This is a genomic window from Pseudomonas allii, assembly GCF_055380095.1.
Genome location: NZ_AP039450.1, coordinates 1,567,039 through 1,582,481 on the forward strand (window position 1 = coordinate 1,567,039; position 15,443 = coordinate 1,582,481).

A 15,443-nucleotide genomic window follows, 5' to 3' on the forward strand; every position below is an offset into this window, starting at 1 on the left:
GGTGCACCCCATGACGGCTCCCCTGAGCGGTATCAAGGTGATCGAGATCGGCACCCTGATTGCCGCGCCGTTCGCCGCCCGGCTGATGGCCGAGTTTGGCGCCGAGGTGATCAAGATCGAAGCCATGGGCCAGGGTGACCCACTTCGCAAATGGCGAAAGCTGCACGAAGGCACGTCGCTGTGGTGGTACCTGCAATCGCGCAACAAGAAGTCCCTGGCCCTGGACCTCAAGTCGCCGGAAGGCCTGGACCTGATCAAGCAATTGCTCGGCGACGCCGACGTGCTTATCGAAAACCTGCGCCCCGGCGGCCTGGAAAAGCTCGGCCTCGGCTGGGACGTGCTGCATGCGCTCAACCCCAAGCTGACCCTGGTGCGTATCTCTGGCTATGGGCAGACCGGCCCGTATCGCGACCGTCCTGGTTTCGGCGCCATCGGCGAGGCGATGGGCGGCATCCGCTACACCACCGGCAACCCGGACTCGCCACCGGCGCGGGTCGGCGTAAGCCTGGGGGATTCGTTGGCGTCACTGCATGGCGTGATCGGCGCGCTGATGTCGCTGCTGCGGGTCAAGACCGGGCAGGGCGATGGGCAGATTGTCGACGTGTCGCTGGCCGAAAGCGTGTTCAACCTGATGGAAAGCCTGGTGCCGGAATACGACATGCTCGGCCATGTGCGTGAACGCAGCGGCGGCGCCTTGCCGGGCATTGCGCCGTCCAACACCTACCTGACCGCCGACGGGGCCTACGTGGTGATCGCCGGCAACAGCGACCCGATCTACAAGCGCCTGATGCACACCATCGGCCGCGCCGACCTGGCCGAAGCCCCCGAGTTTGCCCATAACGATGGCCGCGCCGCCAAGAGTGGTCTGCTCGACGCCGCGATCACCCACTGGACCAGCAGCCTGCCCATCGAGCAGGTGCTCGGCGCCCTGGAAGCCGCCGAAGTGCCGGCCGGACGCATCTACTCCGTGGCGGATATCGTCAGCGACCCGCACTACCAGGCGCGTGAGATGTTGCTCAATGCCGAGCTGCCCGGCGGTGTGTCGGTGAAGATGCCGGGCATCGTGCCCAAACTCTCGGAGACCCCCGGCGGCGTCAACTGGCAAGGCCCGACCCTGGGCCAGCACACCGACGAAATTCTTGGCAGCCTGGGCCTGGCCGGTGTCGATATCCAACGCCTGAAAACCTCGGGAGTGGTGCAATGATCACAGACTATTGCGACCCACTGATCGTGCAGGAAGTCTCCCCGCGCGACGGCCTGCAAATCGAGCCGACCTGGGTCGAAACAGCGGACAAGATCGCCTTGATCGACCAACTGTCCCACGCCGGTTTTTCGCGGATCGAGGCCGGCTCATTCGTGTCGCCCAAGGCCATCCCGGCGTTGCGCGATGGCGAGCCGGTGTTCCAGGGCATCGATCGCAAGCCGGGCGTGATCTACGTCGCGCTGATCCCCAACCTCAAGGGCGCCCAGCGTGCCATCGAGTCCCGCGCCGATGAGTTGAACCTGGTGATGTCCGCCAGCCAGACTCATAACCTGGCCAATCTGCGTATGCGTTGTGAAGCGTCGTTGGCAGCGTTTGGCGATATCACACGGTTTGCCGCCGAGCATCCGGTAACGCTCAACGGCAGCATCGCCACTACCTTCGGTTGCCCGTTCGAGGGCCGGATCGACGAAGACCGCGTGCTGCAGATCGTTGACGCCTATCTTGAACTGGGCATCCAGGGCATCAGCCTGGCTGACACCACAGGCATGGCTAATCCGCGTCAGGTGGAGCGCCTGGTCAAGCGCGTGCTGCAGCGCGTATCCGCCCGTGACCTGACCCTGCATTTCCACAACACTCGCGGCTTGGGTTTGTGCAATGTGCTGGCTGCTTATGAGGCCGGTGCCCGTCGTTTTGATGCGGCGCTAGGTGGTTTGGGCGGCTGCCCGTTTGCGCCGGGGGCGTCGGGCAATATCTGTACGGAAGACCTGGTGAACCTGTGCGAAGAAGTCGGGATTCACACCGGGATCGACCTGCCGCACCTGCTGCACCTGTCCCGCCGCTTGCCAGCCCTGTTGGGCCACGAACTGCCTGGCCAGGTGGCCAAGGCCGGGCGCAATGGCGACCTGCATGCGCCGCCGGCCTACATCGCCACGCTGTAACGCCGTACCAGACAACAAAAACAATCGGGCGCCGCTGAGCAGCCCGCTGGAGAGAAACCATGAGCACTAACACGTTGGAGGCCGGCGTGCGCCCGGCCGCTGAAATCGATGCCGAAAAAGCCCTGGTCAGCAAGGTCGCCTGGCGCCTGATGCCGCTGATCATGGTGTGCTACCTGTTCGCGTTTTTTGACCGGATCAACATCAGCTTTGCCAAGTTCCAGCTGCAAGCCGACCTGAGCCTGAGCGACACCGCCTATGGCCTGGGTGCCGGATTGTTCGTGGTGGGGTATGTGATCTTCGAAGTGCCGAGCAACATGATGCTGTACAAGGTCGGCGCCCGGCGCTGGATTGCACGGATCATGATGTCGTGGGGCCTGGCGACGGCGGCGATGGTGTTTGTCACGGCCGAATGGCAGTTCTACGGGCTGCGTTTCATCATCGGTGCGATGGAGGCGGGGTTCGCGCCGGGGGTGCTGTATTACCTGACGTTGTGGTTTCCGCAGCACTTCCGTGGGCGCATCACGTCGATGCTGTTCCTCGCGTCGGCGTTTGCCGGCCTGGTAGGCGCGCCGTTTTCCGGGCTGGTGCTGGAACACCTCGACGGCGTATTGCAAATGCGCGGCTGGCACTGGTTGTTCCTGCTCGGCGGCTTGCCCTGTATCGGCCTGGGGTTCCTGGTGTTGACGTTGCTCAAGGATCGCATTGAAGACGCCCATTGGCTGACGCCGGCGGAGAAGACGTTGCTGGCAAGCCGTATCGCCAAGCATGAGCCGAACCAGCACGGCGGTTCGTTGCTGTCGGCGATCCGCATCCCTGGGTTCCTGATGCTCGGTTTTATCTACTTCCTGATCCAGGTGGCGTCCTACGGGCTCAACTTCTGGGCGCCGCAACTGATCCGCAGCGCCGGCACCCAGAGCCCGGTGATGATCGGCCTGCTCACGGCGATTCCCTATGTGTGCGGCGCCATCAGCATGGTGGTGATCGGGCGGCTGTCGGATGCCACTGGCGAGCGGCGCAAGTTTGTCTGCGGCCTGGTGGTGCTGGGGGCGGTAGGCTTCTTCAGTGCCGGGATTTTTGCCGACCACACCACCTTCCTGATCATTGCCCTGGGCATGTTGGGCGCGGGTATCATCGCCTCGATCCCGACCTTCTGGACCTTGCCGCCCAAGCTGCTGGCCGGCGCCGGTGCCGGCGCGGCGGGAGGCATTGCGGTGATCAATACCCTCGGGCAGTTCGGCGGCATTGTCAGCCCGGTGATGGTGGGGCGGATCAAGGACCTCACCGGCAGCACCACCCCGGCGCTTTACGTGATCGGAGTGTGTGCGCTGTTGGCGGCGGCGCTGTTGCTGTGGGGACTGCCGCAGAAGTTGCGCACCCTCGATAAAGGTTGATCCTGGCCGCAACCCCGCTGATTGGAGGAGGACCGTTCGTCGCACCGGCGAGTTTTTTCTAAACCTTTACCGCCCTCAAAATTCGAAATGAGGGCGAGGTGTATTCCCTCGCCCCTATTTTTGCCCTGGAGGAACCCATCATGAGCCGCATGGCTATCCGGTTACGCACCGCCAGTTTCGCGATGCTGCTGGGCCTCGGCGCCAGCAATGCTTTCGCCCAGTCGCCTGCTGAATTCATCGAGCAGGCTTCGGCCAAAGGCATGGCCGATATCGAAACCAGTCGCATGGCCCACGCCAAGACCTCGTCCCAGGAAATCAAGGACTACACCATCGAGGTGATCAACGAGCGCACCCTGGCCAACCAGCACCTGGCGGCCATCGCCAAGAAGCTCGACCTGCCCGTGGCGCCGCGCGAGAAGATCGTCGATAAAGCCGAAACCCTGATGCCCGAACTCAAGGACGGCGACTCCTTCGATGCGGCCTACACCGCACAGCAGGTGAAGGAAAATGAAGACGCCATCGCCTTGTTCAAGCAGGAAGGTGCCGCATCGGATGTGCCGGAGATAAAAGCCCTGGTCGATGAGACGCTGCCCAAGCTGGAAGAGCGTCTGCAAAAAGCCCGCGCGTTGGCGTCGACCTATGGCAAAGGCCATCAAGGCGACGGCTGAACCTGTTACTTGAATTGAAAAACGGCGGTTGGATCATCTCCAACCGCCGTTTTTTACAGGCTTTGCTAGAACGCCATTTCCGTCTGGCCGGTGCCTTCGAGTGCGAGCAAGTATTGCTTGGCTTCCAAACCTCCCGCAAAGCCCGTCAAGCCGCCTGACGCACCAATGACCCGATGGCAGGGCGCAATGATCGAAATCGGGTTACGCCCATTGGCCGCGCCCACTGCACGGACGGCCTTCGGGTTGCCGATCTGCTGGGCAATTTGGCTGTAGCTGCGGGTTTCGCCAAAGGGAATGGTGAGCAGCGCCTGCCAGACCTGCTTCTGAAAATCGGTGCCGGTAAACTCCAGCTCCAGGTCGAACTGGTTGCGGGTGCCGGCAAAGTACTCGTGCAACTGACGTTCGGTTTCCAGCAACACCGGGCTGTCATTGGCCTCGTGCAGCTCACCCAGGCGCACACGGTTGGCGCGTTCCTCTTCCCAGAGGATGGCACCGAGCTTGCCATCGCGCGCCACGAGGGTGAGTACGCCGACAGGCGAAGGCATGAGCTTGTATTCGTAGGACATGAGCGGGCTCCTGGGTGGGCGGGGTAGCGTTGAATCTAGAACACGCCGCCCAGCTGGAAACTACGTTTCTTGCGATTGAATTCGATTTGTTCAGTGGTCCTGCTGCAACACTTTAAGCGCCGCTGAGGCCAGAAAGCCGGAACGGCTTTTTTCTTCCGGGTGGTGCAGCACATATTCATCGATGCGGTTCAACAGATAACCGGGCAGCGTGATGTTGAGCTTCTGCGCCTTGCCCAGGTACTTGGTGACATCAATGTCCACCACCGCCCAGGTGCAACCTGCATAGTGAGGGTTGGCGGCGTGCAAGGTGACCTTTTGCGCGCTGGGAATCGGTGCACCGTCTTCCGCCAGGATTTCGAAATGTCCTTCAATGGCTTCGCGGGCCATGGCCATGGCGTCGTCCAGGTCATCGCCGGCGGAATAGCAGCCGGGAATATCCGGGACTTCTACGCCCCAGGCGTGGTCGTCGTCGCCGGTTGAAATTGCAATCGGGTAAAGCATGTCTGTTGTCCTCCGCGGACGGTTAACTCAGCAGAGCCTGTTTCAAAATGCTCTTGGCGGTCTTGTCCAACAGGTCCTTCTTTGGATGGGGAATCGTCACCAGCCCCGGTTTTGTCGGGTGCTTGAAGGGGTGGTGGCTGCCTCTGATGTGTACCAGATACCAACCGTCCGCGACGATGTGATCTATCAAATATCGGCTATCCACAACACCTCCTTGTGGTGTTGTGACGGTGGTGAATATAACCACTGAATTGAAATTATCAACACTCTACCTACCAGTGGTCGATGACCGGCAATTCGGCAGGTGGTCAATGGAGTGTATGAGCGCGACGGAATGGCGCTGCACAGAGGTATTGCGAGGTTTTGCAGCGGCGTTACCGGGCCGGTAGCGTCTGTGCAATGACCGCAAGAAACGCATCAACCAGTACACTTTTTGTTTCTGCACGGGTCAGCACCAACAACTGCGCACACGCATCCGCTTCCACCAGCGGCCTGTACGTCACGCCTTTATTCATCAGGCTCTGCGTACATGCCGGCACCAACGCCACGCCTTGGCCGGCGGCCACCAGCGCAATGATAGAGGTGATCTGGCGCCCGGTCGGGCCGGGGCGTAGCGGCTGGCCGTGGTGGCGATACAGCTGTTCGATGGACTGGTTGAGCCCCGAGCCATAATCCGCTGGAAACAGAATCAACGGGTAGGCACTGAGCTGCGCGAGGCTGACGTCGGGTTGATTGGCCAGCGGGCTGTCGCCGGACACGGCGGCCACCAAGGGTTCTTCGCCCAGGGACAGCGCTTGCACCGCTTCGTCTTGCGGCAACAGGCGACTCAGGCCGATATCCAGCCGCCCATCTGCCACTTGCGCACCCAGGCTGCCCGAGGCGCATTCCACCAGGGTCAATTGCACATCGGGAAAGCGTTGGGCAAACGCCTGGATCGCCTGGCTGAACAGGTCTGACAGTGCGATCGAACTGACATAGCCCAACGCCAGTTGCCCGGCCGTACCTGCCGCGAGTTTGCCGGCGATCACCTGTGCCAATTCCACCTGCTCCAGTACGCCGCGTGCATAGGGCAGGAATGAGCGGCCTTGCGCGGTGAGGGTGACCGTGCGGCTGGTGCGGTCGAACAGCTTGAAGCCTAGCTCGGTCTCCAGCGCCGAGATCTGTCGCGTCAGCGGCGGCTGCGCCAGGTGCAGGCGAATGGCGGCGCGGCCGAAGTGCAATTCTTCGGCGACGGTCAGAAAGTAACGCAGCTTGCGTAGGTCGAGCATCCTGGTCCTTGGGTATCGATCGGTCCGAAATCGGTATTGGTTCAAGACCTGCCGGCCATTCTATAAAGACCTCACAAAATAAAACGAGAGGTTTCATGAAACCGCGCCTGCATTGTGCCCGTCTTGCCCTGTTCCTGTGTGGCTGCGCGGCGTTCCTCAACCTGTATGCCACCCAGAGCATTCTCCAGACCTTTGCCGCGCAGTTTCACATCAGCGCCAAGGCGGCGGGGTGGAGCATCACCGTGACCACGTTGGCGGTGGCGATCACTGCGCCGTTTGTCAGCCGCCTGACCGGGCGCTTCGAACCACGCACGGTGATCAGCGCGGCGGCCTTGCTGCTGGCGCTGCCGGCGCTGATGACTGCCTGGGCCGACAGCTTTGCCGAAGTGTTGGTGTGGCGGTTTGTGGCGGGGATGTTGATCCCGGTGGTGTTCGCCACCAGCGTGGCGTACATCGGCGACCGCTGGCGTGGCGGCACGGTGACGGAAGTCACCAGCCTGTATGTGGCAGGGACCGTACTCGGTGGGTTCGCCGGGCGTTTCGTCACTGGCGTCGTGACTGAATATGTCGGCTGGCGCGAAGCCTTTGAATGGCTGGCGGTGCTGAGCCTGATGGTGGGTGGGTTTATCCAGTTTCTGTTGCCGATGAGTCGGGTGCGATCAGAGCAGGTTCAACCCTCGTTCTCGGCGGTTTTTAGCAAGCCCTTGCTGGCTGCCTACGCCGTAGGATTTTGCGTGCTGTTTTCCCAGGTCGCATCGTTTACCTACGCAGGTTTGTACCTCGGATTACCGCCGTTCAACCTGGGGCCTGCGGCGTTGGGTGCGTTGTATATGGTGTTTTTGCTGGCGCTGATCGTGATTCCCATCGCCGGGCGCCTCAGCAAATCCCGGCCTCACGCCGAACTGCTGAGTGTGGCCGCGCTGCTGGGCATCAGCGGCTCGGCGCTGACGCTGGTGCCTTCCTTGTGGTGCATCGTGGTGGGCCTGGCCCTCAGTTCTACCGGCGTATTCCTCGCGCAGTCGGCGGCCAACGCGTTCACCACCGCTACGGCCCGCGACAACAAAACGGGTGCTGTGGGTGTTTATCTCACGTGTTACTACCTGGGCGGCAGTTGCGGTGCCATTGTCCCGGCATTGATCTGGGAACGCTGGGGCTGGGCCGGGTGTGTGGCGCTGATTATTACCTTCCAGGTGTTGACCTTGCTGATCGCCCTGACCGGCTGGAAGCCCGCCAAACCTCAACTGATCCCGACGCCATGAACACCATCGCAACCCGCCGTCGCACGCTGATCGCCGGCTGCAGCGCCCACGCCGTGCATGATGGCCTGACCGATGTCATCTACGTGTTACTGCCGATCTGGCAAACACAATTCGCCTTCTCCTACGCCCAGGTCGGGCTGTTGCGCGGTGCCTATTCCGGGATGATGGCGGTGTTCCAGCTCATGGCCAGCCGCGCGGCGAAACGCTGGGGCCGAGTGCCGATGCTGGTCGGCGGAACCGCGCTCGCCGGCGCGGCTTACCTGTTGGTGGGCCAGGCCACCGGGCTGCTGATGCTGTTGCTGGCGCTGCTGCTCGGTGGGCTGGGGGCCAGTAGCCAACACCCGCTGGCGTCTTCGATGATCAGCGATGCCTATGAGGACGGTGGCGGAATCAAACAGGCGTTGTCCCAGTACAACTTCTGCGGTGACATCGGCAAAACCCTGATCCCCGGCCTGGTCGGCCTGTTGCTCACGGTGATCAGTTGGCGCGCCAGTGCCACGTTGCTGGGGTTGCTGGGTTTGGCGGCGGCGGGGTTGCTGTGGTGGCTTATTCCAGCGCAAACATCTGAATCGTCCTCGACCAAAAAAGCCAAGCCCTTTACTGGAACAGGCTCCGTCACCGGCCTGCGCGCACTGATCCTCACCGGCACCCTCGACAGTGCCGTGCGCATGGGCTTTCTCACCTTCCTGCCGTTTCTGCTGCAAGGCAAGGGGGCGGGCACCGCCGGTATTGGCCTGGCCCTGACCCTGCTGTTTATCGGCGGTGCGTTCGGCAAATTACTCTGCGGTTACCTGGGCGCGCGCATCGGCATGCTGAAGACGGTGTGGTTGACGGAAGGCAGCACGGCGCTGCTGATCGTGGCGGCGGTGTACCTGCCGTTGAGCGGGTTGATGGTGATGTTGCCGGTGCTGGGGCTGGTGCTCAATGGCACATCTTCAGTGCTGTACGGCGCGGTGCCCGATCTGGCGCCAGCCGAGAAACGCGAACAGGCGTTCGCCGTGTTCTACACCGGCACGATTGGCGGCGGGGCGCTGGCGCCGGTGGTGTTCGGCGGGGTGGGGGATGCGCTGGGGGTGCCGGTGGCGGTGATGCTGCTGGCCGGGGTGTTGGGGATGACGTTGCCGTTGGCGTGGGTGGTGCAGCGGGGGATTCACTCCAGGCCGTCCATGCCAAGGGGGAGCAGAGCCGAAAAACGCAACGCGCATCAACGCGGTGACCGCTGAAGCCTGATCTTGCGAAGTTGCCTACACAATCGTCGGAACGCGTTGGGTTGTGCGCCATGGGGAGGCTATTTATGGTTTGTCAGCTGCTACATGTTCAATGGCAACTGCACCCAGGGCACCCTGGAGTGCGCCGGTATCCCGAAAGCTACCCGGTTCACTCGCCTGCGTGCAGTTGCCACCCTCCCGAGCCATCAAATTCGGCGCATAAAAAACCGGCCACCAAGGACCGGTTTTTTGCATCCCTCGTCAGAAACAACCTGACGCGGAACGAGAGTCTGAGTGGAGCGGGTAGAGGGAATCGAACCCTTAATGGACACGGAGGTACGAATGTTGTGTAGGTGTGTATATGCGCGAGCGGCTTTCGCCCTTGGAATCGTTGGTTATAAAGTTGTGACTCCTCCAATCGGTCTTTGACTCACAATGTGACTCTTGAAGAGGAAACCTGCCATCGCCCCTCCTGATCCTCTAGGCCTGATACAAGAGCTTTTTGGCGTGGAAAAAATCTCTCACATTGGCCACTACACCAACCAGCCGCCGATGCTGCATCTCCTGTCACCGACCGACAACTCCGTCACCCAGGATCTAGCTAATTTGTGGTGTAGTACCTGTGTAGAGAAGAAGGATCTCATGGGTAGATAGGCCTTTCTCAAAGCCGGCTTTGTAGCCAGCGAAGGTGACTCTGCCGGACGATTACGTTGCCCTTGAAGCAATGGAATCCAAAGGTGAATTCAACACTGACGCCGCGACTTCCTATCTGGAATGTCCCCACGGTTGGCAGAAGGTGTGCCATGCAGACTTTTCTTCCATTTATCGTCAAATCTTTCCAGCGCATAATCGCAGCCAAGTTGTCTCTGCCCACGAAAATATTCGAATAAGGCATGATGTTAACGTAATGGCTCATCGGCGACACGATGCTTGATGCAAACGTTTCGTGAAGTGTTCACAGGTATGTATCAGAGCCATGGGGTAGACCTGAATCCTATCGCTTGCCGCTGAGCACCTAGCCCAAATGGGAACAGTGCCCTGGCGCTTAAAATCCGGCTTACAGATGGACGTTTAATGGACTATTCAAAAATCATCGGAAAGGACGATGGGCAAAGATTGTCCTTCGAGGAACTCGTCTGCCAACTTGCCAGGCGCAGTCGCCCCGAGAGCGCCAAAGAGTTCAGGCGAATCGAAGGCTCGGGAGGCGACGGAGGGATCGAGAGCTATTGGCTGCTTCAGGACGGTTCTGAGGTCGGCTATCAAGCCAAGTATTACCTCAGATCACGGGATGTCGATTGGAGCAAAATCGACGAGTCGGTAAAGCAGGCTTTGAAATCTCACCCTGACCTGAAACAGTACGTGATTGCCATTCCCTGCGACCTTACTGATCGTAGCGGAGCGCAGGGCGCAGGGAAGAAAGGGTGGGAGCACTGGAATACGCACAAGCTTGCCTGGGAAGCGCTTTGTGCCCAAAGCAGTATCCCCACGGTTGAGTTCGTGGCCTGGACGGCGTCTGACCTGACCGACAAATTGTTACACCCTACAGCTGAGGGCCTACGGAAGTTCTGGTTTGGCGAGCTGGAAATGTCTGGGCAATGGTTCCACAAGAATGTGGAACTCGCCGTAGATTCACTCGATGAGCGATATCACCCAGAAGATCACGTAGAGGTTGGAATCGAGAGCCTCTTCAAAGTGCTCCTCCGGGACGAAGAGGTCATAACCGAGCTGAAGTCTGCTTTTTTCGCTATCGCAAAGACCGCTAGGTTTAACCACTTCATAAAAAATGATTCCGACGCCAGCCTCATCGCTGGTATCCAGCGTGTCGAGCAGGAGGCATCCAAGGTTGCGGCATTCGGCAGCAGGTTTGGCTCTGACTCTTGGGGGGCTTGGCCCATTGTTGATTGCGTCGCTGCTTTGTCAGACGCCTCTAATAGCGTCCATGAATTGAAAGCCTGGGCTTGGCAAAATATGCCAAAGTCTGAATCCAGAAGGGAATACTCCTCTTCGGACATGAACTACCTTAGCCATAAGCTGGACGAGCTTTCAAATGCCCTCTACGGATTGAGTTCAAAGCTGGAAGGGAAATTCTATTCCGCTGAGCAAAACCGTTTTGCCCTTCTGACAGGGAAGGCTGGCACAGGCAAGTCGCACACACTCGGTTCCGTTGCTCAAAAAGCGATTTCAGATGGGCATCCGGTGGTTTTACTTTTGGGGCAGCAATTAGGCTCTCAGGGGTTTTGGAGGCAAGCGACAGAAATACTCGGGCTGGGGACTGTTGAGCCAGAGATATTCTTGCAGGCTATGAGTTCTGCCGCTGAGGCCGCTCAAAGGCGCGGACTCATTCTCATCGATGCCATCAACGAAGGTGCGGGTGCGCAGCTATGGAGGAATGAACTTCCCGCTCTGATTGCCCGAGTCAACGCTTACGAGAACCTCGTTCTTGTCGTCACCTGTCGTACTGAGTACACGCCGTATGTAGTTCCGCCTAAGGTGATGGAGACGACAGTTGCCTTCACCATTCGTGGCTTCGTGACGAATGAAGAGCAATCGAGGGCCGCGAAGATCTACCTGCACAAGAGAGGCATTTCCCAGCCGGATACGCCTTGGCTCTCAGCTGAGTTTGTGAATCCGCTGTTTCTTCGCAGTGCGTGCGTTGCCCTTGCCCGAGACGGTTGTAAGCAATTCCCCAAGGGGCTGCATGGCACGAAGCAGGTTTTTGCATTCTACATCCGCAGCGTTGCACGAAATTTAGGTGTCGGAAGAGACGGCAGCGAAGATCTGGTCGCTCCTACTACAGCGGCAATCTCGGCCATCGCCAGGCTGATGGCCACAGAGAGGCGCGATTACGTGGTTTTGGCCGATGCTGTGCGAATTTCAGCGGAGGTGTTTTCGAATTTTTCTTCACCACCTTCCAAAACCTGGTTTGACGTCCTGCAGAAGAACGGAATTTTCCGACTCGACCCACCACCGCGCCGGCTTGAAATTGATCCATTTGCTCCGGTCGAGGATATCGTGAGGTTCAGTTTCCAGCGACTCCAAGACCACCTCATGGCGGACGCTCTGCTCAAGGGGGTGACGGATCCAGAGCTCGAACTGGAGAACGGGGTTTTGAGCTTCATTCTTGACGGCGACAGATTCAAATGGGAGTGGGCTGGTCTGGCTGAAGCCTTGTCTATCCAAATTCCTGAGCGTTTCGGCTCAGAGCTTTTGGATGCACTTCCGAGAGATATCGATATCTGGATCAACGAAGACTCGGTCAGAGGCGCCTTCCTGGAGAGCTTGCGTTGGCGGGGGGCGAATGCTTTCACGGAGCGCACTTGGCAAATTTACCAGGCGATCTTGGATGTCGATGATAGCCAGCTCTACGTGCTGATCGAACTCTGTGCCAACGTTGATCATCCTTGGAACGCTGAACTACTCCACGACATTCTGATTAATAAAATGATGCCAGAGCGTGATGCTTCCTGGACGGTGAAAATCAACGACTTCGATATGGCGGATGGCAGCACGATCCGCCGCCTCCTGGACTGGTGCTTGACCAGTCAGACCGAGAAAACGGATCGGCACGTACAGCTTCTTTGCGGGCTCGCGGTCACGTGGCTGACGGCGTCATCGCATAGAGAAATCAGAGACAAAGCGACCAAGGCGCTATCCGCATTGCTGTTTTCGAAGGTCAAGCTCTACGGTGAACTGTGTAAGAGGTTCGCTGGCCTTGATGATCTCTACGTAATGGAACGGTTGCACGGGGCTGCTTATGGCGCATGTTGTATCGATCCATCTCCAATGCGGTTGGAGCATTACGCCCCGGTAGCTTACCGGATGGTTTTCTCTGAGCAGTGCGCTCCGCTATCGATCATGCTGAGGGACTATGCATCCGGGATTATTGAGCTGGCTGCCCACTATCGTTGCCTGCCTACCGAGGTCGATCTCGGCGCCTGTAGGCCACCTTATAAATCTCAGCCTGTTCAATTAACTGTTTCACAGGCTCTTCTCGATGATGTCGCCACAAAAGCCGGAGGTGACGAAATCAAGCGCTCTTGCACTGGCGGAATAAGTGAGTTCGCTGATGAGATCAAGCATCGTGTCAGCTCATTTTCGAGCGTTGCTTTGACTTCTCAAATGCCTCACACGCAATCCGAGATGAACGAGCGATTCGATACAGAGGTAATTGCCCCTTACCCAGACAGGCAAGAAATCGTCGATGCGATCAGTGTTCTCCAATTTAATCCGTTCCGATTCTTGCTCCGCCCATTCGAAATACTCGATGAGCTTGATGAGCTTGATGAGCTTGATGAGCTTGAGGAAGCCGAGGGGGTAGAGGCGGTTGAGGAGTTTGAGGAAGTCGAGGGGGTGGAGGCGGTTGAAGAGTTCGAGGAACTGGAGGCGCATGACCACTCCGAGGAGCTTCAGCAGCTAGAGAAAAGGCTTGTTGATCTACTGGATGTTGACGAAAAAAGAAGATTTCCCGACGAGTTCAGATGGTGCATCGTCCGCTCGGAAAAGTACCCGCGCACGTTGGAAGGCGTCGACATGGAGGCGGCCAAACGGTGGGTGGCCAAGCGGGCCTATGACTTCGGATGGACAGAAGAACGCTTCCCATCGGATAGCTCTCACCGTCACAGCTATTCCCGCGAGAGGCCACTCTATGAGCGCATTGGTGCCAAATATGAGTGGCTTGCGCTCGATGAACTCCTTTGCCGGCTAGCGGATAGTAATTGGCTCTCCGAAGCGAGAGTCGATGGAACACGTGATTACCGTTCATCCATCGATCTAGGTTTCCATCGAGACATCGACCCTACAGTTCTTCAAGGGTTGTCCGATGCGGGTTCTGACTCTGTAGATATCTCACCAATTGTTCTCGAGGAAATATCCGAAGACTGCCTACAGCAATGGCCGTTTAAGCTTGACCCTAGCCTCGGGATGCCTAGTCTCGTAGGCCGAACCGACAAGGCTGGGGAAAAGTGGCTAGCCCTTTACGAGCATCGCTCCGTGACGAATCGTTACGACGATGGGGAGAGCCGAGAGCACGGGCTACGTCAGCAGGAATGGCGTTTCCTCATGCCTGTCGTTGTCAGGAAAAAAGATCAAAAACAGTTGATTCGCTTTCTGAGTAATCAGCGTTCTCTGGATGTTTCGAGGTGGTCGGGACGCAGTTGCACGGACGACGGCTATCTGCTTGAGGCCCCGTGGCGCTTTACCTGGGATCAGCTGATGTGGACACCTGCCAGCTTTCATAACCAAGGTGAGCTCGAGGTAGCATTTCCCTGCGTTAAATATCATTGGGAGTCCCATTTGGATGCCTCTCTTCCAGAGGGAGCCTCTGCGCATTTACCAGCCCCTTGGTTGGCAAATCAGCTGTCCATTACCTCGATGCTCTCAGATCCACGTGTCTATGTAGATGCGCTAGGGAAGCCCCAATTGATCAGCCGCATGGGCCCTGACGATGGTTCACACGCCTTCATACGACAGGACATATTTGAGCGGATGTTGAAAGAGAAAGGATTGGCGTGTGTTTGGACGTTTGTCGCGGAGCGAGGCGTGTGGCCAGGCGGAGGGAACTCTCATGCAGCATCGAGAAGGTCTGAGGGTGTAGTTTGGTTCGAGCGAGGGAGGCCAAAAATGGAATCATGGAAGGAGGATCGCTGTAACGGTACTAAGGATGAGTGAGCGCGGAAGGTGTCACTACTCTGGGCGCAAGCGCAATCTTTTAGCCTATGCCCCCCAGTTGTGGAGTGCGCTCAACCCCGCCGCATCACCCTCCCGACCGACAACCCATGGGCTGTTCCATGCCAGCGTTTCGTGCAGGGAGGCTTTGGGTGATAGCCTACCGGTGTGCCTTAGCTACCACCTAGTCACCGGAGCCCTACATGATCAACCTCTATCGCTTAACTAGCAGGCTGTTTCCTGACCGCCGCCCCGAGCGGGAGAAAGCGCGTGAGCGTGAGTTCATCCGGGCAGCGAACAGCTTCAAGACCCTCCGGGTGACTCAAGAGGGAGGGATTTTCATCGATCCAGAAGAGCTCCGTGAACAAATTGTCGCCTCCCGTGAGCAGTTGAAGCATCTTGTCCACAAACCCGTAGCGTCTAGTGGGCTATGCCAAGCAGTGGCAGCCGTTGAGGTGGGGCAGGAGGCTGATACCTCTGCTGAGGCCACTGTAGAGCTGCAGGACGGTATTGAGGTAGTGGCTTGGCGTCGGCTCTCTAGTGGCGCTGCTGTGCGCTACGTGTGCCTTCAGTGTACAAGTACGGGGCGATTCGCTGTTGCTACAGCCAGTCTGTTCACAGAAACCATAGAGAGTCTCCCGACTTGGGTCGAAGCCAACACAGCCAGGCACGTCGCCATTGCCATACAGAACGATCATCTCCGCTGGTTGGCTACTGTGAGCGAGGCAATGGATGCTTGGGATGCAGACCTATGATTTCCTTTCTAGGCGAGGCTT

The 15,443-nt window shown here is 58.7% G+C and carries 13 protein-coding genes; 9 read left to right on the forward strand and 4 right to left on the reverse strand.

The genetic code is table 11. The features are described from left to right. The first annotated feature begins 10 nt into the window (after nucleotides 1-10). The 4 genes from ACZ445_RS07030 (at nucleotide 11) to ACZ445_RS07045 (ending at nucleotide 4,201) form a co-directional block, all read left to right on the forward strand. Nucleotides 11-1,204 (forward strand): CaiB/BaiF CoA transferase family protein, encoded by a 1,194-nt coding sequence (locus tag ACZ445_RS07030; RefSeq protein WP_179040613.1) that lies wholly within the window; start codon nucleotides 11-13, stop codon nucleotides 1,202-1,204. Continuing rightward, nucleotides 1,201-2,142 carry a hydroxymethylglutaryl-CoA lyase gene (locus tag ACZ445_RS07035; RefSeq protein WP_179028863.1) on the forward strand — a complete coding sequence of 314 codons (942 nt, stop codon included), beginning with the start codon at nucleotides 1,201-1,203 and terminating at the stop codon, nucleotides 2,140-2,142. The genes ACZ445_RS07030 and ACZ445_RS07035 overlap by 4 nt, the downstream gene beginning before the upstream one ends. Before the next feature lie 59 nt (nucleotides 2,143-2,201). Further along, nucleotides 2,202-3,533 (forward strand): MFS transporter, encoded by a 1,332-nt coding sequence (locus ACZ445_RS07040; protein ID WP_310862692.1) that lies wholly within the window; start codon nucleotides 2,202-2,204, stop codon nucleotides 3,531-3,533. Nucleotides 3,534-3,673: 140 nt separating this feature from the next. Next, nucleotides 3,674-4,201, forward strand: coding sequence for a DUF4142 domain-containing protein (locus tag ACZ445_RS07045; RefSeq protein ID WP_016975135.1), 528 nt, complete (start codon nucleotides 3,674-3,676; stop codon nucleotides 4,199-4,201). Between the two features lie 65 nt (nucleotides 4,202-4,266). Here ACZ445_RS07045 and ACZ445_RS07050 read toward each other — a convergent pair whose 3' ends face one another. The 4 genes from ACZ445_RS07050 to ACZ445_RS07065 all read right to left on the reverse strand — a co-directional run bounded on the left by ACZ445_RS07050 (nucleotide 4,267) and on the right by ACZ445_RS07065 (nucleotide 6,536). Next, nucleotides 4,267-4,767, reverse strand: coding sequence for a methylated-DNA--[protein]-cysteine S-methyltransferase (locus ACZ445_RS07050; protein ID WP_310862693.1), 501 nt, complete (start codon nucleotides 4,765-4,767; stop codon nucleotides 4,267-4,269). Nucleotides 4,768-4,857: 90 nt separating this feature from the next. Continuing rightward, a complete protein-coding gene (locus ACZ445_RS07055) occupies nucleotides 4,858-5,268 on the reverse strand; it encodes a type II toxin-antitoxin system HicB family antitoxin (RefSeq protein WP_071496822.1) in 411 nt (136 codons plus the stop codon). Nucleotides 5,269-5,290: 22 nt separating this feature from the next. Beyond that, nucleotides 5,291-5,473 (reverse strand): type II toxin-antitoxin system HicA family toxin, encoded by a 183-nt coding sequence (locus ACZ445_RS07060; protein ID WP_310862694.1) that lies wholly within the window; start codon nucleotides 5,471-5,473, stop codon nucleotides 5,291-5,293. Between the two features lie 169 nt (nucleotides 5,474-5,642). Continuing rightward, nucleotides 5,643-6,536, reverse strand: a complete 894-nt coding sequence (locus ACZ445_RS07065) for a LysR family transcriptional regulator (protein WP_310862695.1) — start codon at nucleotides 6,534-6,536, stop codon at nucleotides 5,643-5,645. A 95-nt stretch (nucleotides 6,537-6,631) separates the two neighbouring features. On the opposite strand from ACZ445_RS07065, the gene ACZ445_RS07070 reads away from it, so the two are divergent. From ACZ445_RS07070 to ACZ445_RS07090, 5 genes are all read left to right on the forward strand, one after another. Next, on the forward strand, nucleotides 6,632-7,795 hold the full coding sequence (locus ACZ445_RS07070; protein ID WP_058425166.1) for an MFS transporter: 1,164 nt from the start codon (nucleotides 6,632-6,634) through the stop codon (nucleotides 7,793-7,795). Then, entirely contained in the window at nucleotides 7,792-9,018 is a 1,227-nt protein-coding gene (locus tag ACZ445_RS07075; protein WP_179028865.1) for an MFS transporter, read from the forward strand. The genes ACZ445_RS07070 and ACZ445_RS07075 overlap by 4 nt, the downstream gene beginning before the upstream one ends. Before the next feature lie 429 nt (nucleotides 9,019-9,447). Further along, nucleotides 9,448-9,657 (forward strand): ATP-dependent helicase C-terminal domain-containing protein, encoded by a 210-nt coding sequence (locus tag ACZ445_RS07080; RefSeq protein WP_143518327.1) that lies wholly within the window; start codon nucleotides 9,448-9,450, stop codon nucleotides 9,655-9,657. A gap of 420 nt (nucleotides 9,658-10,077) precedes the next feature. Continuing rightward, on the forward strand, nucleotides 10,078-14,670 hold the full coding sequence (locus tag ACZ445_RS07085) for an NACHT domain-containing protein (RefSeq protein ID WP_464708127.1): 4,593 nt from the start codon (nucleotides 10,078-10,080) through the stop codon (nucleotides 14,668-14,670). A 200-nt stretch (nucleotides 14,671-14,870) separates the two neighbouring features. Further along, a complete protein-coding gene (locus ACZ445_RS07090) occupies nucleotides 14,871-15,422 on the forward strand; it encodes a hypothetical protein (RefSeq protein WP_464708128.1) in 552 nt (183 codons plus the stop codon). Nucleotides 15,423-15,443 lie beyond the last annotated feature (21 nt).